A 15,944-nucleotide genomic window follows, 5' to 3' on the forward strand; every position below is an offset into this window, starting at 1 on the left:
TGCAGCCGTGGTTGTGGCGGCACGTCCATGTGCTGCGGGAAACTCTGACAATTCAGAGTTTCCTTAGATGGCGCTCGCCGGCGCATCGGTGTCGGCGCGATTGCCCAAACGCGGGATGAACATCGGAACTTCCCTGCGATACTGCGCGTATCCGGGAAGCGCAGCCTCCAGATCACGCTCCTCCAGCCGGGCGCCGATCGCGATATAGGCGGTCGAGAGCAAGGCAAACACGAGGTGCGCCACCGTCATCGTCGGTGCTGCCCACAGGCCGAGCAGCATGCCGACGTACAGCGGATGGCGAACATGGCGATACAGTGATGGCGTGACGAACCCGAGCGGTTCATAGCGCTTGCCGACGAGGTTCATCCAGACCTGGCGCAGACCGAACAGATCAAAATGGTTGATCAGAAAGGTCGACACAAACAGCAAGGCCCAGCCGAACACGAACACGGCATACAGCACGGCTACCGCGAATTCGTCCTCGACCTGCCAGACGATCCCGCCCAACGGCTGCCAGAACCAGACCAGTGCAGCAAGCGCGAGGCTGGAAGCCAGCACATACGTACTGCGTTCCGCCGACGGCGGGATGATCCGGGTCCACAGGCGCTTGAATGCCGGGCGAGCCATGACGCTGTGCTGGACCGCGAAAAGGCTGAGCAGGCCGAGATCGACCAGAAGTGCCGTTGCCAGATCGCCGTCCGCGACAGTGTCGAGCGACCGGCTCACGCCGATGTTGCCGATGAACAGGATCGTGTATCCGAATACCCCGACGAACAGGGCATAGGACATCAGTCCGTACACAAAGATCAGGGTGCGGTTGCTCATCATGGTTCTCCTCGTCAAGGTCGTGAAGGGGGTCAGGCCGCGTTCCAGCAAAGGCCGGCCAACAGTTCGAGCCAGAGGCGCCGAAGATCACCCCGCCCGGCGCGGGCCGGCACGCAGCTGCCGCCAGCGGAAACGGCCTTTGCAAAGATCGGGGGTTGCATGTCGGGTTCTCCGAGGTTGCCTGTATGGGATGTCTCGAGCCGGCAGTCCGTCTCGCTGGTGAACAGGCTAGATCAACCCGGGACTCCTCTAAACTCGCAAATCCGTAGCAACCAGCTACACATTCCGTAGTAACCTGATTTGGATTCCGGACCCGTGGGAGCGAAAAAGTGGAGTACGGCCAGTTCTGCCCGATCGCGAAGGCGATGGAGATTCTCGGCGAGCGCTGGACGCTCCTGATCGTGCGCGAGTTGCTGATGGGTGCGCGTCGCTTCAACGAGCTTCAACGCGGTCTGAACCTGATCTCTCCTACCATCCTGACTAAGCGCCTGAATGACCTCGCCGACAACGGCGTGATCCTGCGCCGGCGCATTGCCGGTCAGCGCGGCTTTGAATACCTGCCGACCGAAATGTGCCAGCAGCTTCTACCGGTCCTGCTCCAGCTCGGCGAATGGGGCATGCGCTGGGCGCGCGGCGGCATGGACGAGGGCGATCTGGACGTGGAACTGCTGATGCTCTACCTCGAGCGCAGCATCAAGCCCGACATGCTCCCGGGCGGCCAGGCCGTGGTGCGGTTCACGTTCACCGACCTCGAGAAGTTCCGCGACTGGTGGCTGATCGTCGCCGAAGCGAAAACCGAGCTGTGCATACGCGATCCCGGGAAGGAAATCGATATTTACTTCACCGTCGACCTCAGAACGATGATCGAGGTCTGGATGGGCGACACCTCCTATCGCGAGGCCACCCAGACCGGCCGACTGAAAATCATCGGGCCGAGCGTACTCACGCGAGACATCAAAAGCTGGCTGACACCGAGTGTGTTCGCCGGGATTCCATCAGCGGCGGGAATCTGACCCGGATGGGTCAGTGGAAAAAGGCCGCGACCCCCAGCTCCGCGTAGGCGCTGTGCATCGGCGCATTGGCGACCCGTTCCAGGGTCCGACGGTAACCCGCCCCAAGGGAAACAGCGCCGTTTTTGAGACCTGCGATCCTGTGCTGGTAACCAATATCCAGGGATCCGAACCACGCCCCGTCGCGCACAGTCTCGCCCATCGTGCCTCCGGGGGCACGATTCCCGTCCGGATCGATAAAGGTCAATGTGCTCTTGTCCTTGATCCGGACCGTCGCATACCCAAGCCCGGCACCGACCGTCAGCGGCAACCCGTCCCTGAGCCCACGCGATGCGCCAACCTCGAATCCGGTAATGTCAGTCCTTGACGTGACGCCCAGCTCGAAGCGATTGCCGGCCGCAGCGTCACCGTCGATTTTCCCGCGTCGCGTACCCGCGTCCTCGGCAAAGGCCACCGCCGTCAGCCTGTAGTCGCCGACCCGGTGACTCACCCCCACGCGTATTCCCACGCCGTTCGACGCGGTATCGGCGCCGCCGGCGGCATTTGCAAAGCCGGGCGTTGCATTGATCTGCGGGATGGTGTTTTTAACGTTTCGTCGTGTGCCGTCAAACCACGTCCTCACCGCCGCGATGCCGATGAACACCTCGGTGTCAGGCGACACCCGCATCGACTGCTGCCGGTCAATCTCGATCCTGTCACCGGTCCAGTCCAGCGTGCCGTGCGTATGGCCGTCTATTGAGAGTTTGTATTTACCCTGGCGCAGCTGTTCCGGAATCTCGACGTCCCCGTGCTCTCCTGTCTCCAGTGTGTCAATCAGCTTGTCATTCTGGCGCAGTTCAAGTTTCTTGCCCTTGAGCAACACACCGCCTGCGTCCTTCACGACCACGGTGTTGCCGCCGAAGGTACTGATGCGCAGAAGGTGTTCGCCGGTTCCCGAGATAGGAGCGGGCCCCGACTCCCGTACAACCGGACGATGAGCCTTTGGCGGCGGCGGTTCGCGCGTGGCATCGATCAGCGCCCCGACGCTCACGCGATAGGGTACGTCAAGCGCGTGATCCTCCAGCCAGGCTGAAACATCCAGCCCTGCGTCGACCCGCCGTAGACGACCCGTCCCCGGCACGGTGAGGTCGCGGATGGCCTTGAAGGCAATGGTCGCCGAATCGGTTCTGTCCAGCGCAAACTCGGTTCTCAACAGATGTTCGGAAACTCCATGGGTCTGGCAGATTGCCTGCAGTTGCTTCAGGTACGCATCGCGGTCGCTCCAGTAGTTCTCCGCGCCGGAATCCGGATCGCCGTAGGCCCCCGCCTCCAGGCGCTGAAAGAATCTGAGCGAAGCGGACTGGCGGACCGCGTACAGCGCCTTGAGCCCGGCAGCGGTGCTTGCGGACCCGGTTTCCGACTTTGCATCGTCCGGCGTATCGGCGACCGGTGCGGCAGGCCCGTCCTTGCTGTTTGTCCCCAGCGCAACTGCCATTTCGATGTCGGCATCGTTGTCGAACGGCTCGCCGAGAATCCACCCGTCCTTGTTGAGCTGGTTCAATACCGCCTGCGCCGTGACGAATTTCGCGCCCCCCTCACGCGAGGTCTGCACGGCAGACACGACAGCCTCCGTCAGGGTTGTGGTGAATGCGCCGTCGGTCGGGCACTGCGAGAATGGGGCGATCAGCCGAAGGTTTGCCTTCTGTTTCAGGTCGGCGCCGCCGCCGACGAAACCGCCCGCGTAACAGGCGTCCATGATCAATGTGACGCCACCACCGGCTGGCGGACCCGGCCAGAGTGTCGCGAAATAGTCATCCTCGAGCACCTCAAGGCCAGTGGCTCCTATCTCGCCATCGCCATCCTGATCATTAAGCCAGATCGTCTCGTTGTAAGGCTCGTCGCTCGTCTGCGTCGCCAGATTGCGAACGCCCTTCGCCTTGCCGCCCATGCCATGGCCCGAGTAGTAAAAGGTGATTTGTTCCCCGGGTCTGGCGCTTGCGGCCACTGCGGCAATCGTGGCACTCAGCTTCTTGATGGTTGGCTGGTTCAGCGTGACGCTGGTGCTGCCGGCAGCTTGATTGCCCGGTTTCTCGATCTCCGCTTTCAGTTCCCCGAGATCGTCGTTCCAGTGACTGATCTCCGAACGGGTTCCAGCGCCTATTACGTAGATTCGATGAAAGACGCGATCGGAATCGACGATGACCGAGTCATTGACTGGGTTCGCGGCCGCACACGGCACGAGCAGCGCACCTGCCAGGAGCCCAAAAACCAGGGCTACAGGCGGGATTGTCGATTGTTGCATCGGCTGCGCCCCCCCCCATAACGAGCATGACACCTGCTTTCGAACCTAGCACACCTGCAATGGCGGCGATCCGATCTGGATCACCGCCCGGTGAGCCGAAGTGAGCCGAAACGCGCTCGTATCAGACCGCTGCGGGCGGCGTTTCCGCTTCCGGCCCAGAGCCCGCGGCGGTCTCAGCGGCATCCGAAACCTCAACCGGCTGAATTCGCTCGATCGAAGTCAGGCCGACGCGATGCGCCTCCAGCCCGAGTACGCGCAGCCGGTACTCGCCTTCGACGATTTCGTCGCCGATCTCGGGCATGCGCGCAAGACGCTCGAGAAACAGCCCCGAGAGCGTGTTCGCGTCGAGTTCGTGTGAAATGATCAATCCCGTCGCCCGCACGACATCGCCAAGCGAGATGAGCCCGTCGGCTTCCCAGTGATGTTCACCCACCGAGTGAATAGGAATAGTCGATTCTTCATCGTCGGTTTCGTCATGGATCTCGCCGACGATCTCCTCGATGAGATCTTCCAGCGTGACCAGCCCGATGAAGACCCCGTATTCATCCACCACGAACGCCATGTGCGCACGTTTCTGGCGCATCAGTTCGAACAGCTTCGAAACCCGCTGGGTCTCCGGCACGATCAGTGGTGTTCTCGACAGTCCGCGCAGGTCACGCCACGGCTCGGGTTCGCCGTTCAGCAATGCGCGGTGCAGGTCGCTGGCCAGCAGAATGCCGACGATGGTGTCGTTCGCGGCACTGTCGACGACCGGAAAGCGTGAATGCTCGGTCGTTCGGATGATCTCGAGATTGGCATCGGGTGACGCGCTCACATCCAGACAATGCATGGTGTTGCGTGGAATCATGACCCGGCCGACCTGACGCTTGTCGAATTCGAACAGGTTGTGCAGCATCTCGGCCTTTTCCTGCTGCAATTCGCCGGCCTCCTTCGAGGTCGCGACCATGTCCTTCAGTTCCTCACCGCTGAACACCTCCGCGTGTGAGGCCTCCTGCACGCCGAACATCGACAGCAGGGAGCGCGAAGCCTTGTTCAGCAGCCAGTTCAGGGGCCAGACCGCAAGGTAGGTCGCGTGCAGCGGATAGGCGACCCACAGCGAGACCGGCTCCGGCTTGCGAATGGCAAAGGTCTTCGGCACCTGCTCGCCGACCACGATGTGCAGGGAAGAGAAGATCAGGAACCCGACGATGAAGGCGGTCGTATGCAGAATCTCCTCGGGCATGCCCAGCGTTTGGAACAACGGCTCCAGCAGCGCGGCAACCGCCGGCTCCCCGACCCAGCCGAGACCCAGCGAAGCCATGGTGATACCAAGCTGACAGGCCGCAAGGTAGGCCTCGAGGTTGGACTGGATGCGCGTGGTCAGTCGCGCCGCGGAGCTGCCCTCCTGCGCCAGGCTTTCGATGCGGAACCGCCGCGCCTTGACGAGCGCAAACTCGGCGGCGACAAAAAAGCCGTTGGCAATCAGCAAAAGCACAACGGCGACCAGACTCGCGCTAGTGTTCAATTCGGAAAACCCCAATTCGTTCGATGACAGGCCACCTTGGCGCACCCCCGGTGCGGACCTGACCGACAGTCGTCAGAGCGTTGCAGCTGCGCGGGCGCGGTTTTTTTGCCCCCGTTCGGCCGCTGATCCAGCGTGGCGCGCACATTTTACCGGTTATGGCGCGGCGCGACCGTAACGCCCTGCGGCGTGCCGTCCCCGCCGGGTTCTACACCGCGTGCGGTCTGCACCAGCCCCGCGGTCTCGCGCGCGGTTGAGCGAGCCCCAGGAAGCTTCCATAATCCGCCCAAAAGGGGAATGGCCTGAACTAGGGGAGACAAGATGTTGCGTAGATTCCTGTGCCCGGCGCTTCTCGTCGGCGCGCTCCAGACCTCGGTGGTCAACGCAGTTCCAATGCTTTCGGAGGTCCTCGCGGTCGTACCGGAGCAGCATTGGGCCGTCGTGAACACCAACACCTTCCAGTCGGCCTGGCCAGCCCCGGCGCTTCGCGACTTCGAAACGGCCCGCGGCACGCCAGGTCCGCTCGCGGTGATGCAGGCGTTCAGCTCATTTGGTTGGGATACCCGGCGTCAACAGTTCTATCTCTACGGTGGCGGTCACGGCAACTACCCCGGAAACGAGATCTACATCTGGGACGCCAAGACGCTTGAGTGGCGTCGCGGTTCGCTTCCAAGCCAGGTCCAGCAGCTCGGCAGCACCTTCACCTATGTCGCAGTGGACGGCGCCGACAACGCACCAACTGCAGCGCATACTTACGACAACAACGAGTATCTGCCGATCGCCGATCGATTCATCGTCTTCGGCGGTGCCGCATGGGACAGCGGAGGCCCCCTGCAGGACGCCGCGTTCAACCGGGTGGGCCCGTATCTATGGGACCCATCCCTGGCTGATCCGAACATGGTTGGCGGCACCACCGGCTCGCACACCAACGCCACCCCGGGCGACGGCATCCTTGGCGGCGAAATGTGGGAGAACCGCAATCTGCCCCTGCTACCGAACTATCTGAACGATCCAACGCAGTTCCGGATCGACGACTACTACTCCATTGAGGGCGCAACGGATGTAGTCTCGCGCGATGGCCACGACCTGGTCTATCTGTCGACGCGGCACTGGCTGTGGGAATACCACATCGTCGATGTGAACGACCCAAGCCAGGACTTCTGGCGGGTCGTGGGCAACGGCCGCATCGGCAGCAGCGGCGTGTGGGGTCAGGGGCCTGGCGCCTACGACGAGGCCAACAATCTGTTTGTGCGTATCGCGGAGCCGCGTAACAACAGCAATCGTCTATACGATTTCTATTACTTTGATCTGGAAACCCCGGGATTCAGCAACCCGGTCGTACCGTTCGAGCCGACGCTGCCTGACGGCAGTCCGCTGTTCGGCGGCGGACTGGACAGCAATTTATTCAACTTCAAGGCGCGAAGTGCATGGGGTCTGGACTACGACCCGGTCCGCGAACAGATCGTACTGTGGGACGGCGCTGGCAACCTCTGGGCGCTTACGCCGCCGGATATGCTTGGCGCGAACGGCTGGATCGCCACACCAATCGATGTATTCGCACTTGCCGAGTTTGGCCTGCCGAATGCAAACGACAACGGCTACGAAATCAACGGGGTAACGCCAGCGGCGGATACCGGCGTTCTCGGCAAGTTCAAGTACATTCCGGAGTTCGACATCTACCTGACCACCTACCACACGCAAACCGGCGACATCTGGATCTACAAACCGGAAGGCTGGACCCCCAACGCAGAACTGTTTCCGTTCCTGTTTGTTCCGGCCCCTGCAAGTCCGTTCCTGCTGCTGATCGGGGGAATCGGGTGGTCAATCGCGCGCGCCCGGTATTCATTCACTGTCGCCGGTCGCACATCGCCTACGAAACGTGCTTCCGGTCGCCGCTCTGTTTATCGGCACGCATGATCAAACGTCTTCGCCTACCTGAGCCACTAAAACGAACACACTTGACCCTCGGTTCCGCGGGAGGATCAACGGCATGTTGAACCGCGTCGTGGATGCAGTCGAACCACACCCCGTGACGAACCCTGCCTGCGCGTCAAAGTGAGGCCCAGACGCGCGGCAACTACAACGGGAGGTGCTCGCGATTGGTATGGCGGGTGTGGCTGAACAATCGTTCCAGAACACGACCGCGACAACGCAAGCGCGCCCCGTTGAGACACTACCGACGCTGACGAATTCCCGAGATATAGTTTGGCGCCTTGGTTACCGTAACGCCCGCCCCCTTCAGCCAACATACATGCCGTTTGGCGTCGACAGGATGAGCGGCCTCTGCCAGCGTGAAGTACTCGCAGCCCGCCTGCCCCAGACAGGCCGCCGCACAGTGTTGAGCCGCCTCCGCATCGGTGGATCCGATCACCCGCAGGGCTTTGATGTTGGGTTCCCCAAAATCGACGTTTTTGAGAAACACAATGTCTTGACTCGAATGAAGCGCGGGTGCGTCGCTGCAGCCACCCGCACAACCGACGTCGCTGACCAGCAGAAATGCCGCCAGGTACACAAGAAGTTCCGAGCGAAGATGCTGCCAGCCCGCGAAATCCATCACCGGTTCGGCTTTCGCGAGCTCGCCCATTCGATGCATGTCCAGCCGACCCCGGATCAGCAGGCCACGCTGCTGCAATTCCTGTAACGCGTCGTTATAGCTTTTGATCTGCGGAAACAGGTCGCGAAGCCCTGAGAACGTCGGATCATAGAAGCGCAGCAGGACCCTTTCGGTATCGCTGTCAAGGAACGACGAATCAACACTCAGCCATCGATTCAGACCGGAACTCATCGCCGCCCCGACGGAGAACAAACCCGCTCCGATTAGAAAATCACGTCGTTTCATTTAGATAACTGCTGGTCAAGGTGTTCGGCAAGCCGAAGCGCCAAAGCGACAATACTGAAGGTCGGGTTTGCAGCACCGCCGGCCGGAAAAACCGACGATCCCGCCATGTACAGATTCCGCAAACCATGCACCCGGCAATCCCCGTTGACAACGCTGTCATTCGCCGACAACCCCATTCGGGTTGTGCCGATCATGTGTCCGCCACCGGTGATGACAAGCGGCTCACGGTAACTGGTGACGCGGCCCAGACCACTACGCAACAGGCTCTCGCCAAACTGCAACCACGATTTCCTGAATAGATCGTCGTATGCGAACCGGAACCTGATGTCCGCCAACGGTTGACCAAGCGCATCCAGTTCGGCGGATAGTGATACCCGATTTTCTGACACTGGATCCATTTCGGCACGGACGGTGACTCCGGCCCGCAACATTCCACCTTCCGCGCTGGGCAGGCCATTGGCATCCCGGGCCTCGTCAATGCCAACACTAAAGGAAAGCAGCCCCAAATCCTGACAAAGCTCATCGCTCAGCTGCAGCGCATCAACTCGTCGCCCGCTGGTCTTGCGGCTGGCGTCGATCACCGGCGTACCCAGCATGATTTTTCCGTAGCCGATCAGGTGCGGGTGTTCCATGAGATGGCGACCAGCGTTGTCATTGCCGAGACCCGAAAGCCGGAGCAGACGCGCATTCTGGATACCGCCGGCCGCGAGAACGACGTGCTCTGCCCTGATCTCAAGGATTTCGCCGGCAGCGTCGGCCACCAGCAGCGTCAGGGCGCGTTCATCGTGACTTTGAATCCGCGTAAGCGTGTGCGCGAGCAACAGCGAAATTTGATTGCTGTCCCGAATCTCGCCGAGAAACCGTTGCCCGAAACGGACCGGCGGGCTCAGGTAGAAGGGACGGTAGACCAGCTCATCGGTCCCATCAATCGGAACAGATGGCATTTTCCACGCGCTCTCGGGCAGATCGAGCACGCTGGCCGCCTCAGGATAAAACCGCGCCAACTCCTCGAACGCAATGGGCCATCTGCCAGCCCGAAATGCGCGTTCCTCCAGCATTGCGCAGAACCCGCCCCAGACCGCTGAGACGCCGCCAAACATCCTGAAATTATGCTGCTGGAAATAGGCAGACGTAAGGTCACCCTGCGCGACGATCTTTCCAAGCGCATTCTGCGCAGGGTCGTATTCAACTCGCCCCGCCTCAATAAGCAGAATTTCACGCTGGCCAAGCTCGGCCAGCCGTCGGGCAACCGTTATGCCCGCAGGACCAGTACCCACAATTACAACCGGGTAGCTGGACTTCGGAGTTTCGATGATCAAGGCGCTTTTCCTTTCGCAACAGCGGTAGGTTCGGACGCTTCACGACCGCGGCCAGCAAAGGCCCGCTCCCACCCCAGCACGCGCCACAGCCGCGGTCGCCGAGCCAGGAGGTTTCGAAGCCAAACCCAGCAAACCCGTCTCGTTCGGCAAGGATAGCCGACTTGCACCTTCCAGACCGACGGAAAGGCATCCTCGCCTACCAGCCTGAACGCCGTTGCGAGGGACCCGGCGCCCAAGCGATTGCCACGCAATCGCGGTGCGGCAGCACATTCACGGCTAAGCTCTGATCAATCCGTTCCGGATTGTCAGGGCGGCTAAAGCACCAAAGTCTCATTTTCATCCGCCCCCAGTTTCAACGGCTTGCAGCCGTCGAACGGAGCGAAACGTTCCGGGGCCGCGGGACGCCCCGTATCGTTTCAGAGTTTCAATAGGATCAAAAGGTTGTTGAAATTCTCCTCTCAACAGCCCGATATTGCCCGCAGCACCCTGTATCGCGGCCGGCAAGATCGAATGCAACACCAGCCCAGAAGACGCTTCGGCCAGAATTTTCTGCACGAGCGCGGCGTGATCGACCGCATCGTGGATGCCGTCGATCCACGCCCCGGGCAGTCGATCGTGGAGATCGGCCCGGGTCTCGGTGCGTTGACGATTCCACTGCTCGCCCGCTCGGGGTCGATGCGGGCCATCGAACTCGACCGCGACCTGTTCGAGCCCCTGCGCGCCGCGACTGCCGCGGTTGGCAGGCTGGACCTGATCGAGTCCGATGTCTTGCAGGTCGATTTTCGCGCGCTGGCCGCGGGGGGAATGCTGCGGGTAGTCGGCAACCTGCCCTACAACCTCTCAACTCCGATCCTGTTTCACCTGATTGCACAGCGCGCGGCGATCACCGACATGCACCTGATGCTGCAACGCGAAGTCGTCGAGCGCATGGCCGCGGATCCGGGTTCGAAAGTCTACGGCCGGCTGTCGGTGATGACGCAGTTCGCCTGCCGGGTGTTACCCCTGTTCGTGATTGGCCCCGGGGCGTTTCGGCCTGCGCCGAAGGTCGAATCGATGATCGTGCGACTGATCCCGCATGCACAACCGCCGTTCCCGACCCATCCAGAGCGCTTTGAGGCAATTGTGCGCTCAGCGTTTGGACAGCGGCGCAAGACCCTGCGGAACAGCCTGGAAGGCTTGGTGGACGAGGCACGCTTCAAGCGTACGGACATCGACCCCGGCCTGCGCGCCGAGGCACTTTCCGTTGAGGAATTCGCGCGGCTCGCGGCGGATTGACGCCGCGAGCCGCGAACGATCGACGGCCTGATCAGGCCTCGTACAGATAACCGGCGACCGCGCCGATCAGCGCGCCTTCCACCAGACCACCAATGATCCAGTAGACCACCAGCGCCGGCAGCAGCGGCTGCACCGCGAACATGATCAGCTGCGTGGCGCCGAGCAACGCCCCGAGCGCCAGCCCGAACCTTGCACCGCCACCCATGCTGTCAATTCGGATGTAGCGGTAGTAGATCCAGACGAAGAAGAACGCGAACAGCAACTGCCCGATGATCAGCCACGCGAAGTAGCCGCCCATCGTGTCCTGCGGGCGCCAAAGTTCAGCGGTTCGCTCGTAGAGCCCCTCGAGCAGCACCCCATGGAACAGCCACTCGTAGGCGAAGACAACAATGAAGATGACGACCGTCGCTATGGCTAGCTTCTTGAGATTCACTCCGACCTCCTGACGCCACTTGACCGTGGCTTATTGCAGTTTGCATACCGACTGTGCCACGCCCGCAACGCCGCGGCAAGACCGCGGGCCGTCCGGGCATCGCCCGCTCGAGCAGGCCCGCCGGCCGAACGTCGGCACCCCCAGCTGAGCTTAGCCTACCGTTCTACCCCGTGCGCCGGATTTCGCCGGTGACACGCGGGGGTCCACTCTGGGACTGGCTGGCTGGAACCGGTGGTCGACGTCGAACAACCGGTCGGGCGGACCTTCAGGCGGATGCGCGAATGACCCCGGCAATGCGATCGACGTGCGCGGCCGGCAGGTTCGGATAGATGGGCAGTGACAGCGCCTCGCGCGAGGCCTGCTCGGCAACGGGCAGCGACCCTGCGGAATATCCAAGATGCGCGTACACCGCCTGCACGTGCAGCGGCGCGGGGTAGCACAGCGAAGTCGGCACGCCGGCCGCAGTCAGCAGCTCGCGCAGCGCATCACGCCGCGGCGCACGGATGGTGTAGAGATTGAACACGTGTCTGCCGCGCACGGGCCGCGGCGGCGTCACGACCGCCGTTCCGGCAAGCGCCTCGTCATAGTCGCGCGCCGCGCCGATGCGGCCGCCGATCGCACCCTCGATCCGGCCCAACTTGATGCGCAGCAGTTCCGCCTGGATCGCGTCCAGCCGGCTGTTCATGCCGACCGCATCGTGCATGAACGGCGCCGTCGCGCCGTGGTTGCGCAGATGCCGGATGCGCGCGGCGAGCGCTGGGTCGCCGGTCGTCACCAGCCCGCCGTCGCCGTAACAGCCCAGCACCTTGGTCGGATAGAAGCTGAAACAACCCACGGTCCCGATCGCGCCGACGCGCCGCCCACCAACCTCGGCGCCAAAGGCCTGCGCGCAGTCCTCGACAATGGCCAGATCGTGGCGCGCGGCCACCGTGGCGAGCCCGTCCATGTCCGCCGGCGCCCCGAACAGATGCACCGGCAGGATTGCGCGCGTGCGCGGGGTGACTTTCGTCGCCACGCTCTGCGCATCCAGCGTGAAGTCGTCCGCGCGGATGTCGGCGAAAACCGGCGTCGCGCCGACGGCCGAAACCGCCTCGGCGCTCGCGAAAAAGGTGTACGGGGTGGTGATGACCTCGTCGCCCGCACCGATGCCGAGCGCGCGCAACGCAAGGATCAGCGCGTCCGTGCCATTGGCGACGCCAACCGCCTGCGAGACGCCGACATATTCGGCCACTTCCTTCTCGAACGCCTCGACCGCCGGTCCGAGGATGAAGGCGCCGCGCGCACCGAGCGAGCGCACCCGCCGCAGCCATTCGTCACCCAGCGCCGCGAACTCGGCGCCAAGGTCCAGAAACGGGATCGACTCGTTGGTGGCTTCGGTCATTCGGCCTCCTCCAGCGTGCGGGAGATTTCGGCGCGCACCTCGATGGCGATGCGCAGCGCCTCGCGGCCCTGGTCGCCGCCGACCAGCGGCGCGCGGCCATGACGCACGCAATCGGCGAACGCGGCGAGTTCGGCATCCAGCGGACGCACGGCGGCGATGTCCAGCCGCTGGCGCTCGATCTTTGGCCACTTCTCGCCGTCGATCGGCCTGACCCGCAGCGTGTCGATGGTCTGCTCGATGAAATCCAGTGAATCGTAATGATGCTGTTCGAACACGCGGATGCGCCGCAGTTTGGATTCCGAGACCCGGCTGGCGATGATGTTCGCGACGCAGCCGCCCTCGAACTCCAGCCGCGCGTTCGCGATATCCACCTCGTCGGTCAGCACGCGCGTGCCCACGGCCTGGATCTGACGCACGGGACGGCGCACCAGGGCGGTCACGATGTCGATGTCGTGGATCATCAGATCGGTCACCACATCGACGTCCGTGGCACGGTCGACGAATGCGCCCATGCGGTGCGCCTCGATGAACCGCGGCCGGCGAATGCGCTCCGCGAGCGCCATGACCCCGGCGTTGAAGCGTTCAACGTGGCCGATCTGCAGCATTGCGCCGCCCGCGCGCGCCGCGGCGATGATGCGGTCCGCGTCCGCGAGGTCCGGCGCGATGGGCTTTTCCAGCAGCACCGGAATGCCGGCGGCCAGCAGCGGCTCGGCGACCTCGGCGTGCGCAGTGGTCGGCACGACCACGCTGACGGCGTCCACGCGACCGGGCAGCGTGCGAAAGTCCTCGATCACCGCGCAGCCGTATTCCGCGGCCACCGCGGCAGCGCGCGCGGCGTCGCGGTCGCACACGCCGACCAGCTCCACGTCGGGCAGATCGCGGTAGATTCGGGCATGGAAACGGCCCAGATAGCCGACGCCGACAACGGCAACCCGCAGCAAGGATTCCGACATGGTTCCACACAGAATTGGAAGTCGGCATTGTACCGCCCGCGCGCGGCTTTACAGCCACTGCGCGCGGCAGCGAAACTAGCGCGCATGAATCTTTCCGAGCCGCACCAGATCGACATCAAGGTCGAGACCCGCTACCTGCCCGACCAGTCGGAGCCCGAGTCCAGCCGCTACGCGTTCGCCTATACGATCACGATCCGCAACGCCGGAAACCGCCCCGCGCAGCTCCTGACCCGGCACTGGATCATCACCCACGCCAACGGCAAGACCGAAGAGGTCCGCGGCGAGGGGGTGGTCGGCGAACAGCCGTACCTGCGGCCGGGCGAGGCGTTCCGTTACACCTCGGGCACCCTGCTGGAAACGCCCGTCGGCACCATGCATGGCAGCTACCAGATGCAGGCCGAGGACGGGACCAGTTTCGACGCGCCGATCGCGCCGTTCTCCCTGCGCACCCCCGGCACCGTGCACTGAACCCGCACCCGCGCGGGCCCTGTGGCCCCGCCGCACCCTGACCGCATCCGTACGAACATGGCCACCTACGCAATCGGTGATCTGCAGGGCTGTCGCGAGCCCTTTGAGCGTCTACTCGAGGCCATCGCCTTCGATCCGGCGCGCGACCGGCTGTGGCTGGTCGGCGACCTGGTCAACCGCGGGCCGGACTCGCTCGGCGCCCTGCGCGCGGTACGCGCGCTCGGCGACGCCGCGGTCTGCGTGCTCGGCAACCACGACCTGAACCTGCTCGCCGTGGCCGCGGGGGTGCGCCGCAGCAAGCCGCAGGACACGCTGGACGATATCCTCGGAGCACCCGACCGCGACGAACTGCTGGCTTGGCTGCGCACGCGGCCGGCACTGGTGCACGACGCCGGGCTGGATGCGACGCTGGTGCACGCCGGCCTCGCACCGCAGTGGACCATCGCCGACGCCATCGCCCGCGCCGATGAACTCGCCGCGCTGTGTGCCGACGAACGCGCATTCGGCGAATTCCTGCACGAGATGTACGGCGACGAACCGGCCCGCTGGTCCGATGAACTCAGCGGCCATGCCCGACTGCGCTGCATCACCAATGCCTTCACCCGTCTGCGATTCTGCGCACCGAACGGACGCATGGATTTTCGTGACAAGGGGCCGCCGGGCACCCAGCGCGAGGGACTGCTGCCCTGGTTCGAGGTGCCGGGTCGGCGCAGCGCGGGCCATACCATCGTGTTCGGGCACTGGTCCACGCTCGGCGCGCGCGAGTCGCTCGGCGCCTGGGGGCTGGATACAGGTTGCGTCTGGGGCGGCGCCCTCACCGCCCTGCGGCTCGACGACCGACGCCACTTCTCCGTGCCCTGCATGCCCATGCAGCGCGTAAGTGACTAAATTGGAAAATCATGAACGCCACGCCTGATCCAACCAGCGCGCCGGCCGCATTCGAGCTCAAGGCCACCGGCTTCACGCTGCCCCTGCTGCGCGTGCTCGCGAACGACCCGGACGCGATCGTGCGCGAACTGGAGGCGAAGATCGCGCAGGCGCCGGATTTCTTCCGCCAGGCACCGGTGGTCGTGGACCTGTCGGCCCTGCCACCGCAGCAACGCTCGCCGGACCTCGCACGACTGGTCGGACTGCTGCGTGCGCACGGGCTCGTGCCGATCGGGCTGCGCGGTGCCGGTGACGAGGCGCGCGCGCTGGCGGAGGTGCTGGAACTCGCCGTGCTGCCGGAACCGCGGGCGACCGCGCGTGCCGCGCGCGAAACACCCGCAACGTCGAACGGCGCACAGCGCAGCCAGCTCGTGGAGCGCACCATCCGCTCCGGGCAGCGCATCTATGCGCGTGGCGCCGACCTGATCGTGCGTGGCGCGGTCAGCGCGGGTGCCGAGGTGCTGGCCGACGGCAATGTGCACATCTACGGCGCGCTGCGCGGGCGCGCGCTCGCCGGTGTCGGTGGCGATGGCGCGGCACGTATTTTCTGTCAGGCGCTGGATGCGGAACTCGTGTCCATCGCCGGACACTACCGGGTCAGCGACGACCTGACCACGGCCGTGCGCGGCCGCCCGATCGAGGTCGCGCTCGAAGGCATGCGGCTGGTGTTCCGCAGTCTCGCCGCAGGCTGAAACACCCGGGCCGATCCCGATCACATGCATTCAGGCGCTT

General features: G+C 63.8%; 14 protein-coding genes. 6 read left to right on the forward strand and 8 right to left on the reverse strand.

Annotated features, from left to right (window positions below; genetic code table 11):
• Positions 1 to 63: 63 nt before the first annotated feature.
• Complete coding sequence (locus tag KDG50_12510) at positions 64 to 828, reverse strand: isoprenylcysteine carboxylmethyltransferase family protein (protein ID MCB1866238.1); 765 nt, start codon at positions 826 to 828, stop codon at positions 64 to 66.
• Positions 829 to 1,154: 326 nt separating this feature from the next.
• On the opposite strand from KDG50_12510, the gene KDG50_12515 reads away from it, so the two are divergent.
• On the forward strand, positions 1,155 to 1,838 hold the full coding sequence (locus KDG50_12515; protein MCB1866239.1) for a helix-turn-helix transcriptional regulator: 684 nt from the start codon (positions 1,155 to 1,157) through the stop codon (positions 1,836 to 1,838).
• 10 nt (positions 1,839 to 1,848) lie between these two features.
• On the opposite strand, the gene KDG50_12520 is transcribed toward KDG50_12515, so the two are convergent.
• Both KDG50_12520 and KDG50_12525 read right to left on the reverse strand, forming a co-directional pair.
• Complete coding sequence (locus tag KDG50_12520; GenBank protein ID MCB1866240.1) at positions 1,849 to 4,116, reverse strand: hypothetical protein; 2,268 nt, start codon at positions 4,114 to 4,116, stop codon at positions 1,849 to 1,851.
• Between the two features lie 121 nt (positions 4,117 to 4,237).
• Positions 4,238 to 5,620, reverse strand: a complete 1,383-nt coding sequence (locus KDG50_12525; GenBank protein ID MCB1866241.1) for an HlyC/CorC family transporter — start codon at positions 5,618 to 5,620, stop codon at positions 4,238 to 4,240.
• A gap of 318 nt (positions 5,621 to 5,938) precedes the next feature.
• Here KDG50_12525 and KDG50_12530 point away from each other — a divergent pair, with 318 nt between their 5' ends.
• The gene (locus KDG50_12530; protein ID MCB1866242.1) at positions 5,939 to 7,534 is read left to right on the forward strand and encodes a hypothetical protein; all 1,596 of its coding nucleotides are present in this window, start codon (positions 5,939 to 5,941) and stop codon (positions 7,532 to 7,534) included.
• Positions 7,535 to 7,790: 256 nt separating this feature from the next.
• Here the strand turns inward: KDG50_12530 and KDG50_12535 are convergent, their stop codons facing one another.
• Together KDG50_12535 and KDG50_12540 are read right to left on the reverse strand one after the other, a co-directional pair.
• Positions 7,791 to 8,456, reverse strand: coding sequence for a hypothetical protein (locus KDG50_12535; GenBank protein ID MCB1866243.1), 666 nt, complete (start codon positions 8,454 to 8,456; stop codon positions 7,791 to 7,793).
• On the reverse strand, positions 8,453 to 9,775 hold the full coding sequence (locus KDG50_12540; protein MCB1866244.1) for a GMC family oxidoreductase: 1,323 nt from the start codon (positions 9,773 to 9,775) through the stop codon (positions 8,453 to 8,455). Before KDG50_12540 ends, KDG50_12535 begins: the two co-directional genes overlap by 4 nt.
• Positions 9,776 to 10,285: 510 nt before the next feature.
• On the opposite strand from KDG50_12540, the gene rsmA reads away from it, so the two are divergent.
• A complete protein-coding gene (gene rsmA, locus KDG50_12545) occupies positions 10,286 to 11,050 on the forward strand; it encodes a 16S rRNA (adenine(1518)-N(6)/adenine(1519)-N(6))-dimethyltransferase RsmA (GenBank protein MCB1866245.1) in 765 nt (254 codons plus the stop codon).
• A gap of 31 nt (positions 11,051 to 11,081) precedes the next feature.
• Here the strand turns inward: rsmA and KDG50_12550 are convergent, their stop codons facing one another.
• From KDG50_12550 to KDG50_12560, 3 genes are all read right to left on the reverse strand, one after another.
• A complete protein-coding gene (locus KDG50_12550; protein MCB1866246.1) occupies positions 11,082 to 11,483 on the reverse strand; it encodes a hypothetical protein in 402 nt (133 codons plus the stop codon).
• Positions 11,484 to 11,748: 265 nt separating this feature from the next.
• Positions 11,749 to 12,864 carry a DegT/DnrJ/EryC1/StrS family aminotransferase gene (locus KDG50_12555; GenBank protein ID MCB1866247.1) on the reverse strand — a complete coding sequence of 372 codons (1,116 nt, stop codon included), beginning with the start codon at positions 12,862 to 12,864 and terminating at the stop codon, positions 11,749 to 11,751.
• Positions 12,861 to 13,817, reverse strand: a complete 957-nt coding sequence (locus tag KDG50_12560; GenBank protein ID MCB1866248.1) for a Gfo/Idh/MocA family oxidoreductase — start codon at positions 13,815 to 13,817, stop codon at positions 12,861 to 12,863. Before KDG50_12560 ends, KDG50_12555 begins: the two co-directional genes overlap by 4 nt.
• 84 nt (positions 13,818 to 13,901) lie before the next feature.
• On the opposite strand from KDG50_12560, the gene apaG reads away from it, so the two are divergent.
• Genes apaG through minC form a run of 3 tightly spaced genes read left to right on the forward strand, consistent with a single transcriptional unit; the run spans position 13,902 to position 15,904 of the window.
• A complete protein-coding gene (gene apaG, locus KDG50_12565; protein ID MCB1866249.1) occupies positions 13,902 to 14,285 on the forward strand; it encodes a Co2+/Mg2+ efflux protein ApaG in 384 nt (127 codons plus the stop codon).
• 57 nt (positions 14,286 to 14,342) lie between these two features.
• Positions 14,343 to 15,173 (forward strand): symmetrical bis(5'-nucleosyl)-tetraphosphatase, encoded by an 831-nt coding sequence (locus KDG50_12570; GenBank protein ID MCB1866250.1) that lies wholly within the window; start codon positions 14,343 to 14,345, stop codon positions 15,171 to 15,173.
• Positions 15,174 to 15,184: 11 nt separating this feature from the next.
• Positions 15,185 to 15,904 carry a septum site-determining protein MinC gene (minC, locus tag KDG50_12575; protein ID MCB1866251.1) on the forward strand — a complete coding sequence of 240 codons (720 nt, stop codon included), beginning with the start codon at positions 15,185 to 15,187 and terminating at the stop codon, positions 15,902 to 15,904.
• Positions 15,905 to 15,944: the final 40 nt, after the last annotated feature.

The sequence above is a fragment of the Chromatiales bacterium genome (assembly GCA_020445605.1).
Taxonomy (GTDB): Bacteria; Pseudomonadota; Gammaproteobacteria; order JAGRGH01; family JAGRGH01; genus JAGRGH01.